Origin of the sequence: Aristaeella hokkaidonensis (genome assembly GCF_018128945.1) — a bacterium.
Taxonomy (GTDB): Bacteria; Bacillota; Clostridia; order Christensenellales; family Aristaeellaceae; genus Aristaeella; species Aristaeella hokkaidonensis.
The window spans coordinates 467,983-487,280 of sequence record NZ_CP068393.1 but is presented as its reverse complement, the minus strand read 5'-3'; the positions used below and the strand labels follow the sequence as shown (position 1 = coordinate 487,280).

General features: G+C 54.7%; 19 protein-coding genes and 1 riboswitch. Of the genes, 7 read left to right on the top strand and 12 right to left on the bottom strand.

Annotated features, from left to right (window positions below):
- Nucleotides 1-13: 13 nt before the first annotated feature.
- Entirely contained in the window at nucleotides 14-535 is a 522-nt protein-coding gene (locus JYE49_RS02240; RefSeq protein ID WP_093955856.1) for a hypothetical protein, read from the top strand.
- Nucleotides 536-606: 71 nt separating this feature from the next.
- On the opposite strand, the gene thiC is transcribed toward JYE49_RS02240, so the two are convergent.
- The 5 genes from thiC to thiW are packed head-to-tail and all read right to left on the bottom strand — an operon-like array spanning nucleotide 607 to nucleotide 4,900.
- On the bottom strand, nucleotides 607-1,911 hold the full coding sequence (thiC, locus tag JYE49_RS02235) for a phosphomethylpyrimidine synthase ThiC (protein WP_093955855.1): 1,305 nt from the start codon (nucleotides 1,909-1,911) through the stop codon (nucleotides 607-609).
- A gap of 20 nt (nucleotides 1,912-1,931) precedes the next feature.
- Nucleotides 1,932-2,738: a bifunctional hydroxymethylpyrimidine kinase/phosphomethylpyrimidine kinase gene (thiD, locus tag JYE49_RS02230; RefSeq protein WP_093955854.1), complete on the bottom strand. Its 807-nt coding sequence runs from the start codon at nucleotides 2,736-2,738 to the stop codon at nucleotides 1,932-1,934.
- Nucleotides 2,735-3,394: a thiamine phosphate synthase gene (gene thiE / locus JYE49_RS02225; RefSeq protein ID WP_093955853.1), complete on the bottom strand. Its 660-nt coding sequence runs from the start codon at nucleotides 3,392-3,394 to the stop codon at nucleotides 2,735-2,737. The genes thiD and thiE overlap by 4 nt, the downstream gene beginning before the upstream one ends.
- Nucleotides 3,391-4,188, bottom strand: a complete 798-nt coding sequence (gene thiM, locus JYE49_RS02220) for a hydroxyethylthiazole kinase (protein ID WP_093956465.1) — start codon at nucleotides 4,186-4,188, stop codon at nucleotides 3,391-3,393. Before thiM ends, thiE begins: the two co-directional genes overlap by 4 nt.
- Entirely contained in the window at nucleotides 4,172-4,900 is a 729-nt protein-coding gene (thiW, locus tag JYE49_RS02215) for an energy coupling factor transporter S component ThiW (protein ID WP_093955852.1), read from the bottom strand. Before thiW ends, thiM begins: the two co-directional genes overlap by 17 nt.
- Nucleotides 4,901-5,091: 191 nt before the next feature.
- Nucleotides 5,092-5,199, bottom strand: a riboswitch (TPP riboswitch).
- A gap of 535 nt (nucleotides 5,200-5,734) precedes the next feature.
- Between thiW and rpsM the strand changes: the two genes are divergently transcribed.
- The 6 genes from rpsM to JYE49_RS02185 all read left to right on the top strand — a co-directional run bounded on the left by rpsM (nucleotide 5,735) and on the right by JYE49_RS02185 (nucleotide 9,425).
- The gene (gene rpsM / locus JYE49_RS02210; protein WP_084096586.1) at nucleotides 5,735-6,112 is read left to right on the top strand and encodes a 30S ribosomal protein S13; all 378 of its coding nucleotides are present in this window, start codon (nucleotides 5,735-5,737) and stop codon (nucleotides 6,110-6,112) included.
- Nucleotides 6,113-6,168: 56 nt separating this feature from the next.
- Complete coding sequence (rpsK, locus tag JYE49_RS02205; protein ID WP_084096587.1) at nucleotides 6,169-6,570, top strand: 30S ribosomal protein S11; 402 nt, start codon at nucleotides 6,169-6,171, stop codon at nucleotides 6,568-6,570.
- Nucleotides 6,571-6,588: 18 nt separating this feature from the next.
- Nucleotides 6,589-7,185, top strand: coding sequence for a 30S ribosomal protein S4 (gene rpsD, locus JYE49_RS02200; RefSeq protein WP_093955851.1), 597 nt, complete (start codon nucleotides 6,589-6,591; stop codon nucleotides 7,183-7,185).
- 41 nt (nucleotides 7,186-7,226) lie between these two features.
- Nucleotides 7,227-8,171 (top strand): DNA-directed RNA polymerase subunit alpha, encoded by a 945-nt coding sequence (locus JYE49_RS02195; protein ID WP_093956464.1) that lies wholly within the window; start codon nucleotides 7,227-7,229, stop codon nucleotides 8,169-8,171.
- 17 nt (nucleotides 8,172-8,188) lie between these two features.
- Nucleotides 8,189-8,701: a bL17 family ribosomal protein gene (locus JYE49_RS02190; RefSeq protein ID WP_093955850.1), complete on the top strand. Its 513-nt coding sequence runs from the start codon at nucleotides 8,189-8,191 to the stop codon at nucleotides 8,699-8,701.
- A 244-nt stretch (nucleotides 8,702-8,945) separates the two neighbouring features.
- Nucleotides 8,946-9,425, top strand: a complete 480-nt coding sequence (locus tag JYE49_RS02185; protein WP_304583297.1) for a hypothetical protein — start codon at nucleotides 8,946-8,948, stop codon at nucleotides 9,423-9,425.
- Between the two features lie 150 nt (nucleotides 9,426-9,575).
- Here the strand turns inward: JYE49_RS02185 and JYE49_RS02180 are convergent, their stop codons facing one another.
- The 7 genes from JYE49_RS02180 to JYE49_RS02150 form a co-directional block, all read right to left on the bottom strand.
- Complete coding sequence (locus JYE49_RS02180; protein WP_093955848.1) at nucleotides 9,576-11,075, bottom strand: DUF4340 domain-containing protein; 1,500 nt, start codon at nucleotides 11,073-11,075, stop codon at nucleotides 9,576-9,578.
- 124 nt (nucleotides 11,076-11,199) lie between these two features.
- Nucleotides 11,200-12,708: a DUF7088 domain-containing protein gene (locus JYE49_RS02175; protein ID WP_093955847.1), complete on the bottom strand. Its 1,509-nt coding sequence runs from the start codon at nucleotides 12,706-12,708 to the stop codon at nucleotides 11,200-11,202.
- Between the two features lie 111 nt (nucleotides 12,709-12,819).
- A complete protein-coding gene (locus JYE49_RS02170) occupies nucleotides 12,820-13,530 on the bottom strand; it encodes an ABC transporter permease subunit (protein ID WP_093955846.1) in 711 nt (236 codons plus the stop codon).
- 123 nt (nucleotides 13,531-13,653) lie between these two features.
- Nucleotides 13,654-14,580, bottom strand: a complete 927-nt coding sequence (locus JYE49_RS02165) for an ABC transporter ATP-binding protein (protein WP_093955845.1) — start codon at nucleotides 14,578-14,580, stop codon at nucleotides 13,654-13,656.
- Nucleotides 14,577-15,017, bottom strand: a complete 441-nt coding sequence (locus JYE49_RS02160) for a GtrA family protein (RefSeq protein WP_093955844.1) — start codon at nucleotides 15,015-15,017, stop codon at nucleotides 14,577-14,579. Before JYE49_RS02160 ends, JYE49_RS02165 begins: the two co-directional genes overlap by 4 nt.
- Before the next feature lie 5 nt (nucleotides 15,018-15,022).
- Nucleotides 15,023-18,577: a DNA polymerase III subunit alpha gene (locus JYE49_RS02155; protein WP_093955843.1), complete on the bottom strand. Its 3,555-nt coding sequence runs from the start codon at nucleotides 18,575-18,577 to the stop codon at nucleotides 15,023-15,025.
- A 123-nt stretch (nucleotides 18,578-18,700) separates the two neighbouring features.
- Nucleotides 18,701-19,174: a hypothetical protein gene (locus JYE49_RS02150; RefSeq protein WP_093955842.1), complete on the bottom strand. Its 474-nt coding sequence runs from the start codon at nucleotides 19,172-19,174 to the stop codon at nucleotides 18,701-18,703.
- Nucleotides 19,175-19,298 lie beyond the last annotated feature (124 nt).

Sequence of the window (19,298 nt, the reverse complement as noted above, 5' to 3'; positions counted from 1 at the left end):
GGGAGGCTGTGACATGTCCGCATCATCAATCCGAAAAACCGCCGGGAGGATTCTCTGCACAGGAATAATCCTCCTGCTCGTATGTGTGTCCTTTGCTTCCGCGGAGGATCTCTTTGCCGCAGGTGAGCAGAATCTCAAAGACCACGGTCTCGTGCTGGAAGATGTCATCAGCGAGTATTCTGAATTCGGCAACTCCGGGAATGGATTTTCCGGTTTCTGGCTCCCCTACCTGCAGGACAACAAACCTGCTTTCCACCTGTTTGACGTCACAGGAGATGGTTGCGTGGATCTGGTCACCGGCCGGATGTTCGGCAGCGGCATGGTCCGTCATGAAGTGGTCGTAATGGATCCCCTCAGCCACGAGATTTATATCCTGGACGGATATGACTATGATTACGGCGTCACCGATGTCACTGCGGACCGTCTCACCGTCGAAAAAAGCGGACCCAACGGCTACAATAAGCCGATCACAAAAACCCAGGGCACCATCAAACTGGAGGACGGCCAGCTGGTCTTTGTGCCGGACGAAAATTAACATTTTTATATAACAAAACCGGCGGTCCTGCTGAGCATTCATTCTCTGGCAGGCCGCCGGTTTTTCATTGCTTACAGAATATCGATATACTCGCCGTTCAGGGCCTTGTTCATACTCCTCACCGCACAGAACTTGCCGCACATGGAGCAGGTGTCGTCATGTTCCGGGGCACGGCTGTCACGGATCGCTTTGGCAGTGGCGGGATCAATGGAGCATTCCCACTGCTTGTCCCACTCAAACGTTCTCCGGGCCTCCGCCATCCGGTCGTCAATATCCCGGGCATGCGGAATCTTCTTTGCGATGTCCGCCGCGTGCGCCGCGATCCGGGAAGCGATGATGCCCTGTTTCACGTCCTCCACATTCGGAAGCGCCAGGTGTTCCGCCGGGGTAACGTAGCACAGGAATGCCGCGCCGGAAGCCGCCGCGATTGCGCCGCCGATCGCGGAAGTAATGTGATCATATCCGGGAGCGATATCCGTCACCAGCGGCCCGAGCACATAGAACGGTGCGCCCATGCAGATGGTCTGCTGCAGCTTCATGTTTGCTTCAATCTGGTCCATCGGCATATGGCCGGGGCCTTCCACCATGACCTGCACGTCCTTCTCCCAGGCCCGCTTGGTCAGCTCGCCCAGGCGCACCAGTTCCTCAATCTGGCATACGTCGCTGGCGTCCGCCAGGCAGCCCGGCCGGCAGGCGTCGCCCAAGGAGATGGTCACGTCATATTCCCGGCAGATGTCCAGGATCTCGTCATAGTATTCATAGAAGGGGTTTTCCTCCCCTGTCATGCTCATCCAGGCAAACACCAGGGAACCGCCGCGGGAAACGATATTCATCTTCCGCTTGTGCTTCCTGATCTGCTCAATGGTCTTCCGGGTAATCCCGCAGTGCAGGGTCACAAAGTCCACGCCGTCCTCCGCGTGCAGGCGGACCACGTCAATGAAGTCCTTCGCGGTCAGGGTAGCCAGATCCCGCTGGTAGTGGATCACGCTGTCATACACCGGCACGGTACCGATCATGGCAGGGCATTCCGCGGTTAGCTTCCGGCGGAAAGGCTGTGTATTGCCGTGGCTGGAAAGGTCCATAATGGCTTCCGCGCCCATATCGACTGCCGCCATCACCTTCTGCATTTCAACGTCATAGTCCTTGCAGTCCCGGGATACGCCCAGGTTGACGTTGATCTTTGTCCGGAGCATGGAACCGACGCCGTTGGGTTCAATACAGGTATGCAGCCTGTTTGCGCAGATGGCAATCTGGCCTTTGGCCACCAGGTCCCGGATTTCCTCCTCCGTCCTGTATTCCTTGGCGGCAACCTTCTTCATTTCCGGGGTGATGATTCCCTTCCTTGCGGCATCCATCTGGGTCGTGTAGTCTCTCATGGTTCTTCTTTCCTTTCAGATTAATTTGCTTCTTCGGCAAAAGGGGATTTCAGGTCAAAATTGTGCATCATCGGTCCGGCGCCTTTCCCCAGGTTCAGCATTGCTGCCAGCGCACCGGAGATGTATTCCTTTGCCCGCCGCACAGATTCCGCCAGGGTGAACCCCTTCGCGAGATTGGAGGCAATGGCGCTGGACAGCGTACACCCGGTGCCGTGGGTGTTGGGATTGTCAATCCGCTTTCCCTCAAACCAGGTGATCTTCCCGTCTGCGCAGAGCAGGTCGTTGGCGTCGTTCACGCTGTGTCCGCCCTTCAGCAGCACGGCACAGTGATATGCGCTGCTGATCTGTTCCGCCGCCTTCACCATGTCCTCCGCGGTTTCAATATGCATACCGGACAGGATCTCCGCCTCGGGAATATTGGGCGTCACCAGCGCGGCCAGTGGCAGCAGCTCTGTCATCAGCGTCTGCACGGCGTCGTTCCGGAGCAGGGCGGAACCCGAGGTCGCCACCATCACGGGATCCAGCACCACATTCCGTGCCCGGTAATACCGCAGTTTGTCCGCGATCACCCGGATCAGTTCGCAGGAAGCTACCATACCAATCTTCACCGCGTCCGGATAAATGTCCTCAAACACAGCGTCAATCTGCTGTCCCAGGAATTCCGGCGAAGCTTCCTCAACCGCCCGCACGCCTGTGGTATTCTGCGCCGTCAGCGCCGTAATGGCACTCATGGCATAGACGCCGTTCATCGTCATCGTCTTCAGGTCCGCCTGGATCCCGGCGCCTCCGCTGCTGTCGCTTCCCGCAATGGTCAGTACTGTCTTCATTTTTCCGTTTCTCCCTTCCGGCGGATCAGGCCGAGTTCTTCTGCCCTGGCCTTCAGCTCTTCCGCCGCCTTCTTCGGATCCTCCGCTTTCATGATGGCGGACACGGCGCAGATCCCGGCAACCGGAATCCCGGCCAGCACATCGATGTTATCCCTGTTCAGACCGCCGATGGCATTCACCGGGATGGACACGGCCCCGCAGATTTTCCGGAGGGTATCCGTGGAAGTCAGCACTGTCTTCACCTTTGTTGTGGTGGGATAGATGGCTCCCACTCCCAGGTAGTCCGCCCCCTGCGCAGCTTCATCCATCGCCCACGGCACAGTCTTGGCTGTGGCGCCGATGATCTTGTCCTCCCCGAGAATCTTCCGTGCCGCGGCCACTGTCATATCTTCCGCGCCCAGGTGCACACCCTCCGCGTCAACGGCCAGGGCAACATCCACCCGGTCGTCAATGATCAGCGGCACGCCGTACCGCCGGGTCAGCGCATGAACCTTCTCCGCCAGGTCAATGTATGCCCGGGTCCCCTTGTTCTTTTCCCGGATCTGCAGGATGGTAACCCCGCCCTGCAGCGATGCTTCCACCCGGCGCAGGAATTCGTCCTCCTCATAGTTTGTGCTGTCTGTAATGAAGTACAGGCTCGTGTCAAAACGCTTCATTTGATTTCCTCCACGTTCATCAGTTCCTCCAGCTGTGTTCCCGAGGCAGTGGACAAGGCGTCCAGCAGGTTGACCATAAAGGTGCCGCTTCCCTTAGGGGTTTCGGCCAGCTGCCCGCAGGCCCCCAGCACAGCGCATGCAGCCGTCGCTGCCTCCGGTCCCGGGCACACGGCCAGGTAAACCCCGCAGAGGGAACCCAGCATGCAGCCCGTACCCGTCACGGCGGCCAGCTGCGGCGTACCGTTCCGGATCAGCGCATATCGCGTGCCGTCTGTAATGATATCTGTCTTTGCGCTGGCCAGAACCGTCGCATGGTATTTCCGTGCCAGCCCGTCGGCAGCTTCCCTCACCTCGTCTTCAGTAAGTGCAGAATCCGCGTCAACTCCGGCGGACCGGTAAGCAGTCCGGTAAAGCGCATATATTTCAGAGTAGTTTCCTTTAATAACTGTCGGAACCGCAATCTCCAGCAGCCGGGCAGCAAATTCCCGCCGCAGTGCGGAGCATGCAGCACCCACCGCGTCCAGTACCACGGGAATTTCTTTCTCCTTTGCCGCCCGCAGGGAAATCTCCATGGACTGCATCCTTGCGTCCGTGATGCTGCCCAGGTTCAGCATCAGTGCGTCCGCCGTTTCCGTGATCTCCTTCACTTCCGCCGGATGCTCCGCCATGATCGGGCGCGCGCCGGCTGCCAGGATTGCGTTGGCGCATTGGTTAATGGAAATCGGATTGGTGATGCAGTGAATCAGGGGACGTTTCTCCCTCACTGCGCCGCAGATCTCATTCAGTTTTCGCATCTGCTTCCTTTCCCTTCTTTATTCTGTAGTAGATCAGTCCGGCCGCCGCCGCGGCTGCCGGTGCAATATATGCCGCTGTATTCCATGCTGGTGATTCCAGGCCGAATGCGGTACAGGCCACCTTGATCACCACCCACAGGATTCCGCCCAGGGCCACGATTGTCAGCGCGTCAGACAGGGTGCTGGGTTGATCCTGATATCCCGCAGAGCCCACAGACCGCTGCATCCGGGCCAGCATACCGTTCGCCGCCAGCTTCCGCAGGAACACATAGGCGATGCTTCCGCCGATCAGCGTGCCGCAGGTAAAGGAAGGAATGTAGAACAGCCAGCTCAGGCCTTCCTTTCCCCACAGCAGGGTCATCACAGGATAAGACGCAAGGGCGCCGATAATGCCTGTTCCGATAATCTCCCCCAGCACAGCCAGGATGATCTTCCCTTTGGACATCCTGTAGAACACACCGGACAGGAACGCGCCGAAAACCGCGCCTGTCAGCGCCAGGGGCGGAATACCCATCGTCAGCATCCGGATGATGCCGATCAGCGTTGCGCACAACAGCGAATACCACGGTCCCAGCAGCACAGAGCAGATAATGTTGATCAGGTGCGCCATGGGGCACATTCCCTCCACCCGGAGGACCGGCGAAATCACCACACCCAGGGCAATCAGCAGGGACAGGACAACCAGTTTCAGGACAACGTCAGACTTTCTCATTTTCGGGAACCTCTCTTCTTATTGAATACGAGACTGAATTGCCTCGCCCGGTCGGGAATCATTTTTCCCCTCTCACCCCGAAACACGGGTTCCCATCGCTGAATACAGAGCCCAGGGCGCTCCCCCTCGGCCCGCCACTTTCCGTGGATGCAAAAAGCAGGAGAAACCTTTTGTGGTTTCTCCTGCGTCAATACGTGTTCAGTATAACTTCCTACGGCGGCATTACCCACATCAGGTTTAAGGGTCGAAGGTGATACCTTCCTCTCAGCCTGTCACTACAAGCTCCCCTGCATTTTTAATTGTCGGTCAGCCGCAGGTTTCCCCGCGTCTGCTCCGGGAATGGATTATATGCCTGATTCCGGAAGAACACAAGATGAGTTCACAGAAAAAACATGCGGTATGGAATCTTGTTTCTTTTCTTATTTTATATCGATCGGTTTGGATAGCAAAAAACATGCAGATTTTTATCTTCATTTTGTAATTTAATTATTTTGTAACAATTTTTATAAAAATTTAAGATTTTATTTGATTTTTTCGTTGCCATTTTTCTTCCCTTGTGCTAAACTGTGGAAGTTAGCCCTGGTTTGCCACCGGGCGGCTGCATCCGTTGAAAAACGGGTGTTCCGGTGGGAAATCAAACCCCGTCTCTTTAGGCGCTGGCAGACTGCACCTTCCATAGCAGTCCGTCAGTGTTGTTGTGCGCCTGCTTTCACCAGGAGCCAACATGGAGTCGAGTTTCGCGGTGCCTGGTTGGGTTGCCTCGCCCCATGCGAAACAAAACTTTTCCCGGTTGACCAATTAGGTCAAACAACATACGGAGGTGTATTACTTAAAATGGCACGCATTGCAGGTGTTGACCTGCCCAGAGAAAAGCGCGTTGAGATCGGCCTGACCTACATCTACGGCATCGGCCTGACCACTTCGCAGAAGATGCTCGCGGAAGTCGGTGTGAATCCCGACACACGGGTAAAGGATCTCTCCGAGACCGAAATCAGCAAGCTGCGTGAATACATTGAGCACAACCTGAAGGTGGAAGGTGATCTTCGCCGTGAAGTTTCGCTCAACATCAAGCGTCTGATTGAGATCGGCTGCTATCGCGGCGTTCGTCATCGTCATGGCCTTCCCGTTCGCGGACAGAATACCAAGCAGAATGCCCGCACCCGAAAGGGCCCCAAGAAGACCATCGCCGGCAAGAAGAAAGCCACCAAGTAAGTCTCTGACTGAATTGATTCCGCTTTTATGCGGATAATACGGAGGGAGTAAAATCAATGGCACCTAAGCAAAAGCTGAAGAAGGCTACGCGTAAACGCCGCGAACGGAAGCTCGTTGAGCGCGGCGCTGCCCATATCCGTTCTTCTTTCAACAATACCATCGTGACCATCACTGACACCCAGGGCAATGCTCTTTCCTGGGCCAGCGCCGGCGGTCTGGGCTTCCGCGGAAGCAAGAAGTCTACGCCCTTCGCTGCTCAGATGGCCGCTGAAACCGCCGCCAAGGCCGCTATGGAATACGGTCTGCGCACGGTTGAAGTGTATGTCAAAGGCCCCGGTTCCGGACGCGAAGCCGCTATCCGTTCTCTTCAGGCCGCCGGTCTGGATGTGAACATGATCAAGGACGTGACGCCCATTCCTCACAACGGTTGCCGTCCGCCCAAACGCCGTCGCGTGTAAGAAGGAGGACAGACAGAAATGGCAGTGAATAAAGATCCGATTGCCAAGAAATGCCGGAAGTTCGACATTTCCCCGGCCGTTATGGGCTATGGCAATAAAAAATCCACCCGCAATCCCGGCGGAAACCGCCGCAAGAAGGTCTCCGAATACGGCGCCCAGCTGCAGGAAAAGCAGAAGGTTAAGTTCGTATACGGCGTCCTGGAAAAGCAGTTCCACAAGTACTACCTGAAGGCCGCCAACATGAAGGGCATCACCGGTGACAACATGCTCCGCCTGCTGGAGCAGCGTCTGGACAACGTTGTGTTCCGTCTTGGTCTGGCCAAGACCCGTCGTATGGCTCGTCAGATCGTATGCCACGGCCACATCCGGGTCAATGATATCAAAGTCGACATTCCTTCCTACCAGGTGAAGGTTGGCGATAAGATCACTCTGCGCAAGCGCAGCGAAGAGATGGAGATGTTCAAGAGTCTGCGTGAAGGAACCAGCACGCTGATCCCGAAGTGGCTCAGCTTCGACGCTCAGAACCTCACCGGCACCGTCAACGCTCTTCCCACCCGCGAAGATATCGACCTGCAGGTTCAGGAGAACATGATCGTCGAGTTCTACTCCCGTTAATGATTACTGGACAACCCGAATGAGGAGGGTACAACGAAATGATCGTCGAAATCGAAAAAGCCCGTATCGACTGCGTCGAAGTTGGACAGAACGGCTGCTATGGCCGCTTTGTGATCGAGCCGCTTGAACGCGGATTCGGCCACACCCTGGGCAACTCCCTGCGTCGCGTGCTTCTTTCCTCCCTCCCCGGCGTGGCAGTCTCTTCCGTGCACATCGAAGGTGTGCAGCACGAGTTCTCCACGATCCCGGGAGTCAAGGAAGATGTAACGGAAATCATCCTGAATCTGAAGACTATGGCCTGCAAGATGTTTGCCGATGGCCCCAAGCAGCTCACCATCGATGTGAAGGGCCCCTGCGAACTGACTGCCGGCGATATCAAAACGGATGATGAGGTTGAAATCGCCAACCCGGAACTCCATATCGCCACGCTGAATGAGGATGCTCATCTGCAGATGCAGCTGACCCTCGATCGCGGCCGCGGATATGTGAGCGCCGACAAGAACAAGACCCCCAGCATGCCTATCGGCGTGATCCCGATCGACTCCATCTTCACTCCTGTGAAGAAAGTCAACTACACGGTCGAAGATACCCGCGTAGGTCAGATCACGGACTATGACAAGCTGACCCTTGAGATCTGGACCAACGGCACGCTGAAGCCTGAAGAGGCTATTTCCAGCGCCGCCAAGATTCTGAATGAGCACCTGAACCTGTTCATCAGCCTGACCGACCAGGTCATGCCCGTGAGCATGGTGCAGCCCGAAGACGACAAGAAGGACAAGGTTCTGGAGATGACTATCGAAGAACTGGATCTTTCCGTCCGTGCTTATAACTGCCTGAAGCGTGCCGGCATCAACAGCGTTGCTGAGCTGGTGCAGAAGAATCAGGAAGACATGATGAAGGTCCGCAATCTGGGCCGTAAGAGCCTGGAAGAAGTTGAGCAGAAGCTCAGCGCTCTGGGTCTGGGCCTTCGCCCCAATGATGACTAATTTAGGAGGGAATTCCCATGGCTAACCAACGCAAGCTGGGTCGCACCGCGGATCAGCGCAAGGCGCTGCTTCGTAACCAGGTGACCAACCTGATCTGGAACGGCCGGATCACGACTACCGAAGCCAAGGCCAAGGAAGTCCGCCGGATCGCCGACAAGATGATTACCCTGGCTGTGCGCGAATGCGAAAATACGGTTTCCACCACCAAGGAAACCCATAACGACAAAGGACAGCTGGTCACCCTGGAAGTGGTGAACGATGCTCCGTCCAAACTGCATGCCCGCCGCATCATGATGGCTTACCTCTACGATCTGAAGGAAGCCAAGAATGCCGACGAGAACAAGGCTGAATACCGTGAGCGTACCAAGGACAACAAGCATCCTGTGGTAGAGAAGCTCTTCCGTGAAATCGGACCCAAGTACAAGGCCCGCAACGCGGAAAAGAACTGCTCCGGTGGCTACACCCGCATCTACAAGCTCGGACCGCGTCGCGGCGATGCCGCCGAGATGGTCATTCTCGAGCTGGTCTGACATTAACCGACACATCAAGCAAGCAAAAACTCCTGCCCCCTGCACAAGGGCAGGAGTTTTCTTATTGCTCAAAACCCATGCATTAATATCAACACATAGGGTTTATATGTCATCCTTCGACACGACCATTTCCGTTTTTTTACTCAATGCCTTGACATTTTTTCCATAAACCATCATGATATTCTCATGTCTGCACAACACATAATTATGAATTATGAATTGTGAATTATGAATTTAAGAAAGCGTGGCTTTTATGAAAGACCTTTACTCGGAAAATGACCTCTTCTCCCTCTCTTCCCAGTTGAAAAAGCGCTACACCCTGCTGGGCGTCATCCTGGCCGTAATCCTGGGCCTGTTCATCTATTCCATGATCATCCGGGTGGAATGGCTGAGCGTCGTCCTGTTTGCCCTTCTCTGTGCCGTTGCGGTTTTCTTCATTGAGCTGTTCTGCCTGCCGCTGCACCGGTATAAAAAACTGGTTCAGTCCGCGCTGAAGGGCCGTACGCACACTGATACGCTGATCTATGACCACGCGGAAGCAGAGCCCTCCCTTGTGGACGGCGTACACTGCACCGGGCTGATTCTCCTCGGCGAGCCGGATAAGCATGGCATCCGTGAACAGCGGTATTACTGGGACAACGAGCTGCCCCTTCCCGCTTTCAACTCCGGCGATCAGATCACCATCAAATATACCGGCAAAAACATCATCGGCTACGAATTATAAATTATTTATTTATCATATCTGAAAATCCAGACACCTGTATTTTTATTCTACAAGTAATGCTTATGGAAACAAAAATATTTTTAAGTTTTAAGTCTTAAGTTTTCAGTATTCATTAAAAACGACCCATGCATTGCATGGGTCGTTTTCTTCTCACGGCAAGTCTGTCATCCCGTTTTTTATGAGATAAAACCTGCTTGCTCCGTCCAGCGTAACCAGGTCGTGCATCTGATCCAGCTCAGACAATTCAAGGATATGCGTCCTGCCGCTTACTGTGCGGAACGTATACTTGGTATGCACGTTCCCCGGCTCATATTCCTGTGAAAGCTTCCCGCTCACCGTCACCGTCAGCAGCCTGTCCCAGGCAGCTTCAAACGTCTCATACGGGATTTCTTCGCCGTTTTTCAGGCAGCGATATGTCTGTTCCGTCACTTCTTCCCCGTTCCCGGCATCCTCCACAGGCTCCAGGACGTAGGAAACCGTCTCCTGGCCCTGCTTCTCCACCACTGCGCTTTCCAGCGAGGTCAGCGGGATAGTAACCACATAACGGGCTACTGTGCTTGTGGGCTCCACGTTCAGGAACGCGCTCATTGTGAAATCGCTGACGGAATAGATACAGCCTTCGTACAGAACGTAAGAAGACATCTCACTCTTGCTCCCACCGACAGTCAGGGTATACAGGTGTTCTTCCCAGTCGCTCACGTCAAACACGCCGCTCATCCCTACCGTACCGGTGGATCCTGCTGCCGTATGGAACTCAAGGATTGCCGAAGGCTCTTCAAAGCCGTAAAGCTTCAGCGTTTCTTCGTTTGCCTCTTCTATAAACACACCCAGCCGCAGATTCCCGGCGTTTTCCTTCAGGTTCACAATTGAGTTGTAATCCGCAGGGTAAGTAAAAGGCGCCGTCAGCTGCCAGTTTTCCGCCGCGTCCCTGTCCTTTACGTCTCCCTGCAGGCTCCATTCCTTCCGGATGCTTCCGTCTGCATTTTTCACGCTGATTCTGTCCAGCAGTGCGCTCTGGATCTCCAGCCGCGGGACCGGATGAAGCAGGGTCTGTTCCGTGCTCAGATCGTCCATAATACCCGCCGAAACAGCGTACAGGTGTTCATCTCCGTCCACAGACATGTAGTAGTACCTGTTGTTTTCAGGATCAGCCGATTTCCCGACATGCACAGTCACATCCGTGCCGTCGTGGAAACTGAACACAGCGGTTACCAGTGGTTCCTTCAGGCCGAAAGCATCCAGAGCGACTTCCCATTCTGACCGTTTTTCCGCGAATATGTCGTCATAGGTCAGGTTTGTGGCCACGCTCATCAGCAGTTCTGCGATGTTTTCATCCACCGTCCAGGAAGAGGGTTCTCCTGTTTCCTCATGCAGCAGATGAAGTTTGCCTTCCGCGTCTGTCTCCACGGTCCAGGGATCTTTCCCCTGCTGGATCAGCGTCAGGCTTTTCAGTTCGCTTTCTTCGTGCAGAAAGATATTGCCTGTTTGTGCTTCATATTTCACGTTCGCTTCAGAGGCCGTTTTCTCTGCCTTATCCCGCAGCAGCAAACCAATCGCAACGCAGATCACCAGCAAAAGAGCGCACAGAATCACCCCGGTCAGCCTTCTCCGCTTCCGGTCCTTATGCTTCTGTCTTTCCACCTTTTGCATGCTTTATATTCCTCTATTATTTCCACTAATCTTATGTATAAACTATCCAGCTTACTTTAGGATAGCATTCAGTAACTATTATTTTTAAGTTTTAAATTTTCAGTATTCATTAGAAAAACAGATGTTATCTGTTTTTCCTCGGTCCCAGCACCAGCAGCGCCGCAAACAGCACCGACAGCGGCAGTGCGATCAGCAGGATCGATCCCAGGCTCAGGCTTTCCGTTTTCAATCCTGGACGAGCCGCATCCTTCGGCGTAATATTCAGGCCTGTTCCGTCATTCTGCAGCAGGAACTCCATCACGTTCACCGTCAGCTCCTGGCAATGTGTGACCGAGTACAGGTATTTACTTATCAGCACCTCACCGCAGCCAATGATAAAAGCCCTGGATACATAACTCTCCGTGGTGATACGACGGGCTTCCAGCGCCAGCGGATATCCGTCTGTTACGCTGGGTGCAATGTTTGTTCTGTCAATTTGGCGGATTGCCGTATCAGCGCTGCGAAGCACAACGCTTACGTTCAGGTTCCGGTCTCCCTCTTCCGGTTCCGCGAAGGCTCTCGTTTCCGGAATAATCAGGTAATCCCTGCCCAGTCCCACCAGGTCCATCGTGATATCCGTAGAGCACATCACAGGTAAAAGAAAATACTGATTGGATTCGTAATAGGAATTTTTGTCCAGCGGATCGGCGCGAACCAGTCCGTCCAGCGGCTCAAATCCGTAGCTCCGCAGCAGCGTCATATAATTGGGCATATTCGCCATGGGAGCACTATAATCACAGACAAACAGGAAGCTGCCGCCCTTCGCGGCGAATTCCGTCAGCTTTGTCATTTCAATATCCGTCAGATCTTTCTGTGCATTAAAGAAAATCAGCAGGTCTTCAGGATCCGGCGTATATTCATTATCCCTCAGGGTCTGATATTCCACTTCATACTGATTGGCTTCCAGCAGGTTCTGGAAGTCTGTCAGGTATTGCAGTTCATACTCATCGTGTCCCTGCAGGATCACAGCCTTTGGCACCCGATCCTTCACCACGTAGGCAATTGCCCCGGTAATGGCGCTTTCAAACGTCAGGCTGTCATATTCCATTGTGCCTGTCTCAAGGTTGTACTCCAAGCCCATAAAGTCCTCGCCGCCAAGGATCCTGAAGCGGTTCGTCTGTTCACACCAGACAATGAAGTTGGACTCTCCCGGCACCAGGTTATCGGTCGAAAACTGCTCCAGTAGCTGCGGATTAACTGCCGGATCCACCTGTTTCCAGGTGATCTTATCACTGGACGCGGCATACTTGTTCAGCAGTTCCTGAAGCTCCAGCCAGTCCCTTTCAGAAGATTTCCGGAACAGTGCATAGATCTCAACCGGTTTATCCAGTTTTTCAATCACAGCCTTTGTTTCCGCGCTCTGGGACAGAATGCCGTTAAAGGAGAGATCAATACGCCATCCCTTATTCTTTTCCAGCGCGTATACGCCCGCGTTCAGCGCAATCAGCGCCAGCAGCACCATTGCCAGCATCAGGGCTGATACGGAACCGTATTTCCACTTCCCGGTTTTAAACTTCCCTTTGCTCATGGGTGGCGTTTTCTCTCCTTTCTGCCCGCGTCCCGTGGGCAACTCTTCGCTCTTCACTGTCCGCATCCGCGGGCAACTCTACACTCTTCACTCATCACTCTGCACTGACAAACTTAAATCATTTTTAAGTCTTAAGTTTTAAGTTTTCAGTTTTCATTACGGTAAAATCCAGGATTTTTACCGCGTATATCTTTTTCGATCGAGCCTGAACACCGCCAGTGCCAGGAACGCCGCGATAAAGGACAGGTCATACAGGATCGCTGCGAAACTCAGCTGCCCCAGCTTGATCATGTTCTCATTCCGACGGTATATGGACAGGAATTTCAGGATCTCCGAGAGCCATTCCACCTGGATCATGCCGTACATTTCATCCAGGATCCACAGCAGCAGGTTGGCGCCGTACGCCAGAACCGCAGCCGTCACCGGTGTGCCCGCGCATCCCGAAAGGAACAGATCCAGTGCGGCCAGGGCGCAGCCCTGCAGGATGAATCCCAGGTAGTTTACCGCCAGTTCCGCCGGATACACCCTGCCGTAGAGGGCTACCACCAGCACAAACAGAAGCGTCATCCCCGCGGTTATCAGCAGTACCGTCACCGCAGCCAGGTATTTGCCAAGCACAATGCCCGGCAGGGATACCGGGCTCGTCAGCAGCAGCTGATCTGTCTTCTTCTGCTTTTCTTCCGCCAGCAGGCGCATCGTCAGGATCGGGCAAAGCAGCATCCACAGATAGCTCATCGTATAGATGAAATTCGGCAGTTCACCGCTCCGCGTCCTTAGTATACTCACGTAAAACAGGATGGAGGAAATAATCAGGAATACCCCGATAAACACATAGCCTACAGAAGTATAAAAGTACCCCTGTATCTCCCGTTTCCGGATCGTATTCATAGTGACTTTCCCTCCTTTCTGCCTGCCATCAGGCAACTTTACGCTTACAACTTAAACACTAAATTATTTTTCAGTTTTAAGTTTTAAGTTTTCAGTTTTCATTGAGATCTTTCTGTGAAACACTTATGTGTTTCTCAGGAAGATCTCCTCAAGGCTATCAACTTCCTCCGTCATCATCCGGATCGGTGCGTTCAGCCCTGCCAGCAGCCGGAAAATCTGGTCCGTTGCCCTTCCCTGCTCATCCGCCGTTTTACAGGTCAGCAGGAACTCTGCTGTGCCCGCCTCCGGACTGTTGACTCCTTCTGCTTGCAGTACGCATTGCAGGCCCTTCAGGGCCCCCAGAAGGGCTTCCTTCCGTCCGGCTGCACGTACCCGCAGCCGTAGGGTGTCGGCCGGTTTCTCCGTCAGGTCAATGCTCTGTACCATCCGACCTTCGTTCAGGATTATCACCCGGGAGCAGAGCTGCTGAACCTCGGTAAGGATATGGCTGGAGAATACAACCGTGTGGTCCTTCCCCAGCTTCCGGATCAGTTCCCGCATTTCCACCGTTTGCCGCGGATCCAGGCCGACCGTCGGTTCATCCAGGATCAGGACGTCCGGTGCGCCACACAGCGCCTGCGCAATACCGACGCGCTGACGGTATCCCTTGCTCAGGTGGCCGATAACCCGTTCCCGGACTTCCTTCAGGGAGCACAGCTCGATAATCTCGTTCACATGCTCCCGGTTTGCTTTCCGGGTCACTTCCCGCAGTTCGCTGACAAAGGCCAGGTACTCCTCCACCGTCATTTCGTCATACAGCGGCGGTTTTTCCGGCAGATAGCCGATCATCCGTTTGCAGGCCCGCGAGTCAGCCAGCATATCCTTTCCGCCCACCCGTACCTTGCCTTCTGTCGGCGGAAAATAGCCGGTCATCAGGTTCAGCGCCGTGGTCTTGCCAGCGCCGTTGCGGCCCAGTAGTCCCACCGTCTGCCCTTTGGGAACATGAAGCGAGACATCCCGGAGCCCCGGGATGCTTCCGTACAGCTTGGTAACATGTTCCAGTTCAATCATTGCTTTGCCTTGCGGTACAATACCGCCCGTTTCGAGAAGTAATTCCAGATCATCACAATCAGCGTCGCCATGCACTTGTTCAGCACATACATGTTGATCGTTCTGGATCCGAAAGTCAGTATCACAGCGTCTTCACCCAGGATCACCCGGAACAGCAGCATCAGCACCTCGTTCAGTCCCAGGCCGATCAGGCTGGTAATCAGGAAGCCTGCCTTTGCGCCAGCTCCCCGGTTCTTTGCTCCACGGAAAACCCAAACGACGCACAGCAGGTAATTCAGGATCACTGAAATCAGGAAAGCGATGGGCGTTGCAATCAGCGTATCCACGCCGAACTTCCCCTTCAGCAAAATCAGTACGGCCAGTTCCACCACAAAACAGACGCCGCCGGTCAGGGCAAACCGAATGATCTCCGCTGCCCGGCTCTTCTTCTGTTCCATGAGTCTCACCCCTTTTGTTTCAGTACCACGTTTTCCGCACCCAGCACATCCCTCAGCCGTTGGATGCAGTTTTCATCCGCGCTGCACCAGTTTTCCTTCGGGCACAGCAGCGTAATCTTTTCTTCCGGAATATGCATATAAACCGGAATCTCTCCCGCGCACAGCGCCAGCACGGCGCCGGCCCGGTCCATATCCTGCCGGCTCAGCCGCAGGAAGACTTTTTTCTCTGCTTCAGCCGCCAGCTGGGCGTCCGTTTTCGGTGCTTCCCGCTTCTTCCGGAATTCCTCCAGCCGCAGCGTGGAGGGCTGCGTTGTCCACTCTTCCAGCCGGGTTACCCGCTCCGCCAGCAGCTTGGGAGCTTCATCCTCCCGCACGCTGATCTTGCCGCTGATCACCACGGCCTCATCCGTGTTCAGCAGCAGCCGGTATTTCTCAAACACCCTGGGGAACACCAGGCATTCAATCTGCCCTGTCATATCTTCCAGGGTGACAAAGGCCATATAGTCGCCCTTCTTGGTCGCCTTTTCCTTGACCTCTGTCAGGATGCCGCCCAGGTCCACAAACATTCCGTCCAGATCCGGAGTCTCGGCTTCCTCTTCGGGTTCGGTGATTTCAGCCGCCGTATAGGTCAGCTTTTTCAGCTTCTCCCGATAATCATCCAACGGATGACCCGTCATATAGACTCCCGCGGCGTCCTTTTCCATTTTCAGTTTGGCTTTTGCCGGGCAGTCCGGAATGTCCGGCAGCCGCAGTTCAGCGTCAAACATGGGCTGTTCTTCCCCGCCGCCGAACATATCAAACAGGCTTACCTGGCCGGATACATTCTTCTTTTTCTGCGCCTGGTTCGCGTCCATGGCCGCCTCATATACAGCCAGCATCTGCGGACGATTGGCGCCGAAGCCGTCAAAGGCTCCTGCCTTGATCAGGCTCTCCGTGACCCGCTTGTTGCACTCCGCCGTATCAATACGCCGGCAGAAGTCAAAGATATCCCGGAAAGGTCCGGCGCTTTCCCGCTCGCGGATAATCGCGTTAACGGCGTTCTCGCCGACGCTCTTGATTGCGCCCAGGCCGAACAGGATTGCGGCTTTTCCTTCCGCGTCCCGGTCCACTGTAAACTTCCAGCGGCTCCGGTTCACGTTAGGCGGCAGGACGGAAATATCCCGGCCCCGGCAGTACTGGATGTATCCGGCGATCTTGCCGGTATTGCCGTACACGCTGTTCAGCATGGCCGCCATGAACTGCACGGGATAATACCGCTTCAGCCAGGCAGTCTGCATAGCCACCACACCGTAGGCCGCGGCGTGGGACTTGTTGAAGGCGTAGCTGGCGAAAGCGATCATTTCATCGTAGATTTCGTTCGCCACATTCTCCGGAACGCCGTTGCGCACGCATCCGGGCACAGTGACGTTCCCATCCTTGTCCGTCAGGCCGTGGACGAAAATCTGCCGTTCCTCTTCCATGACCTTGTGTTTTTTCTTCGCCATGGCGCGGCGCACCAGATCGCTCCGCCCGTAGCTGTATCCAGCCAGGTCACGCACGATCTGCATAACCTGTTCCTGGTACACCATGCACCCGTAGGTCACGTCCAGGATCGGACGCAGTTTTTCAGTTTTATACTTTACGCTGGCAGGGTTCGCCTTGCCTGCGATATAGCGCGGAATGGATTCCATGGGGCCCGGACGGTAAAGGGAGATGGCAGCGATGATGTCTTCAAAGCAGCTGGGCTTCATGTTCGTCAGGAAGCCGGTCATGCCCGCGCCTTCCATCTGGAACACGCCGTCCGTATCGCCCCGGCTGATCATTTCATAAACAGCAGGATCATCCAGCGGAATATCCTCCGGCTTCATGTCCTTGCCGGTTTCCCGCATCATATCCAGCGTATCCCGGATCACCGTCAGGGTCCGCAGGCCGAGAAAGTCCATCTTCAGCAGACCCAGGCGCTCAATGGTGCCCATCGGATACTGGGTGGTAATGACCTCGTCGTTCCGCTGCAGGGGCACAAATTCCACTACCGGCTTGCCGGTAATCAGCACGCCCGCCGCGTGGGTGGAAGCATGCCGGGGCATCCCTTCCAGCGTCAGTGCCGTATCAATCAGTTCCCTGACCTTCGGCTGGTTGTCATACATTTCCCGGAGCACCGGGCTGATCTTCAGCGCCTTATTCAGCGTCATGCCCAGGTCAAAGGGAATCGCCTTGGCCACCGCGTCCGTTTCCTGATAGCTCATACCCAGCACCCGGCCGACGTCGCGTACAACGCCCTTGGCCGCCATGGTACCGAAGGTGATGATCTGGCTCACATGGTCCGATCCATATTTCCGGGCCACGTAGTCAATAACCTCCTGCCGCCGTTCGTAGCAGAAGTCCACGTCAATATCAGGCATGCTGACGCGTTCCGGATTCAGGAAGCGTTCAAACAGCAGCTGGTATTTCAGCGGATCCAGCATGGTAATGCCCAGCGTATAGGCTACGATAGAACCTGCGCCGCTGCCGCGGCCGGGGCCAACCATGATTCCGTGGGATTTGGCATAGTGGATGAAGTCCCAGACGATCAGGAAGTAATCCACATAGCCCATATGTTCAATGGTGGACAGCTCATACTCCAGCCGCTGATAGGGTTCATCTCCCTCTTTGGCGTCCGGATAAAGCTTCTTCATGCCTTCCCCGCACAGGCGGCGCAGCATGCTCTTTGCCGTCTCACCTTCCGGCACCGGATAGTGCGGCAGGCGGGTTACGCCGAATTCAAACTCAACGTTACACCGTTCCACAATCTCCTGCGTCCGGTCAATAGCGTCCGGCACCTGCCGGAACAGGGCGCGCATCTCCTCTTCGCTCTTGACGTAGAGTTCTTCTGTCTCCATCCGCATCCGCTGGTCGTCCGCCAGCGTCTTGCCGGTCTGGATGCACATCAGCACTTCCTGGGCATGTGCGTCTTTCTTCTCCAGGTAGTGACAGTCGTTGGTCGCAACCAGCGGAACATTCATTTCCCGGGCCAGGCTGATCAGCCGCGGCAGCACGGTTTTTTCTTCCCGCAGGTTGTGATCCATGATCTCAATATAGAAATTCTTCTCGCCGAAGATCTCCTGCATTTCCCGTACATAAGCATGGGCGCTTTCATCCTGCCCGTTCAGCAGCATTTTCGGAAGATCGCCGCTCAGGCAGGCGCTCAGGCAGATCAGGCCTTCGTGATGTTCCCGGATCAGGTTATAGTCGATCCGCGGCCGGTAATAGTAACCCGTCAGGAAGCCCTCGCTGATCAGGTACATCAGGTTCTGGTAGCCGGTATTGTTCTCGCACAGCAGGATCAGGTGGCTGTTTTCACGGCCGGTCATGGACTTGTCTGTCCTGTCCCGGCAGACGTATGCTTCGCAGCCGATGATCGGTTTGATCCCGGCGTCCTTCATCGCATTATAGAAATCAATCGCGCCGTACAAAACGCCGTGATCCGTAATAGCGCAGGAGTCCATCCCCAGCGCTTTCAGCCGGTCAGCAAGCGAACTGATCCGGCAGGCGCCGTCCAGCAGGCTGTACTCCGTGTGCAGATGAAGATGCGTAAAGCTCATAATCCCTCCGGCGGCCGTACCGCCATTTTGTGCAAATATGAACACTTGATTATACCACAAATCAAGCTTTAAACACAAAGCCGGATCCTCATGGATCCGGCTGAATTGCAATTATTTGATTGATTATTCCTGTCTGAGGGAAGACATGATCTCCAGGGTTCTGTCCGCCGCTTCCTGGGTGGCATACCAGAAGTCAATCTCGATCATCAGGTCACCGTCTTCAAAGATGTATCCGATACCCGGAGCTCCGTCCGATTCATCCTTCATCCGGAAGCACACCATCGTGATGCCGCTCACCTTACGGAGTTCTGCCTCCCATTCCTTCTCTGTAAGCACCTTCACGGTTTCCTTCAGCGTTTCCGCCATGCCCAGGTTCTCCGCCTCAGATTTCGGATAGCAGATGCAATCCATCTCCAGGTCGTTGGTGAAATAGGTTTCAACACCATTCTCCGAGGCTTCCGGAGATACATATTCCATATCATCCGGCAGATCCACCACATAGCCCAGTCCAGGCAGCAGTTCAATCGTCTGGTCAGCCATTGCAATTCCGCTCACCAGCATCATCAGGCAAATCACCAGACCGATAATCTTCTTCATGTTCAATCCCCTTCCGGTTAGTGCCTTGATTATACTTTCCTTCTCAATTTTCTGTCAATTACTCATCACCATCACAATGATTCACAAGCCCAAAACACTATATCATTTTTAAGTTATTGAGGAG

Coding starts and splice junctions, on each gene's coding strand:
- JYE49_RS02240 (WP_093955856.1), top strand. CDS start 14: ATGTCCGCATCATCAATCCGAAAAACCGCCGGGAGGATTCTCTGCACA.
- thiC (WP_093955855.1), bottom strand. CDS start 1,911: ATGAGAGACTACACGACCCAGATGGATGCCGCAAGGAAGGGAATCATC.
- thiD (WP_093955854.1), bottom strand. CDS start 2,738: ATGAAGACAGTACTGACCATTGCGGGAAGCGACAGCAGCGGAGGCGCC.
- thiE (WP_093955853.1), bottom strand. CDS start 3,394: ATGAAGCGTTTTGACACGAGCCTGTACTTCATTACAGACAGCACAAAC.
- thiM (WP_093956465.1), bottom strand. CDS start 4,188: ATGCGAAAACTGAATGAGATCTGCGGCGCAGTGAGGGAGAAACGTCCC.
- thiW (WP_093955852.1), bottom strand. CDS start 4,900: ATGAGAAAGTCTGACGTTGTCCTGAAACTGGTTGTCCTGTCCCTGCTG.
- rpsM (WP_084096586.1), top strand. CDS start 5,735: ATGGCACGCATTGCAGGTGTTGACCTGCCCAGAGAAAAGCGCGTTGAG.
- rpsK (WP_084096587.1), top strand. CDS start 6,169: ATGGCACCTAAGCAAAAGCTGAAGAAGGCTACGCGTAAACGCCGCGAA.
- rpsD (WP_093955851.1), top strand. CDS start 6,589: ATGGCAGTGAATAAAGATCCGATTGCCAAGAAATGCCGGAAGTTCGAC.
- JYE49_RS02190 (WP_093955850.1), top strand. CDS start 8,189: ATGGCTAACCAACGCAAGCTGGGTCGCACCGCGGATCAGCGCAAGGCG.
- JYE49_RS02180 (WP_093955848.1), bottom strand. CDS start 11,075: ATGCAAAAGGTGGAAAGACAGAAGCATAAGGACCGGAAGCGGAGAAGG.
- JYE49_RS02175 (WP_093955847.1), bottom strand. CDS start 12,708: ATGCGGACAGTGAAGAGCGAAGAGTTGCCCACGGGACGCGGGCAGAAA.
- JYE49_RS02170 (WP_093955846.1), bottom strand. CDS start 13,530: ATGAATACGATCCGGAAACGGGAGATACAGGGGTACTTTTATACTTCT.
- JYE49_RS02165 (WP_093955845.1), bottom strand. CDS start 14,580: ATGATTGAACTGGAACATGTTACCAAGCTGTACGGAAGCATCCCGGGG.
- JYE49_RS02160 (WP_093955844.1), bottom strand. CDS start 15,017: ATGGAACAGAAGAAGAGCCGGGCAGCGGAGATCATTCGGTTTGCCCTG.
- JYE49_RS02155 (WP_093955843.1), bottom strand. CDS start 18,577: ATGAGCTTTACGCATCTTCATCTGCACACGGAGTACAGCCTGCTGGAC.
- JYE49_RS02150 (WP_093955842.1), bottom strand. CDS start 19,174: ATGAAGAAGATTATCGGTCTGGTGATTTGCCTGATGATGCTGGTGAGC.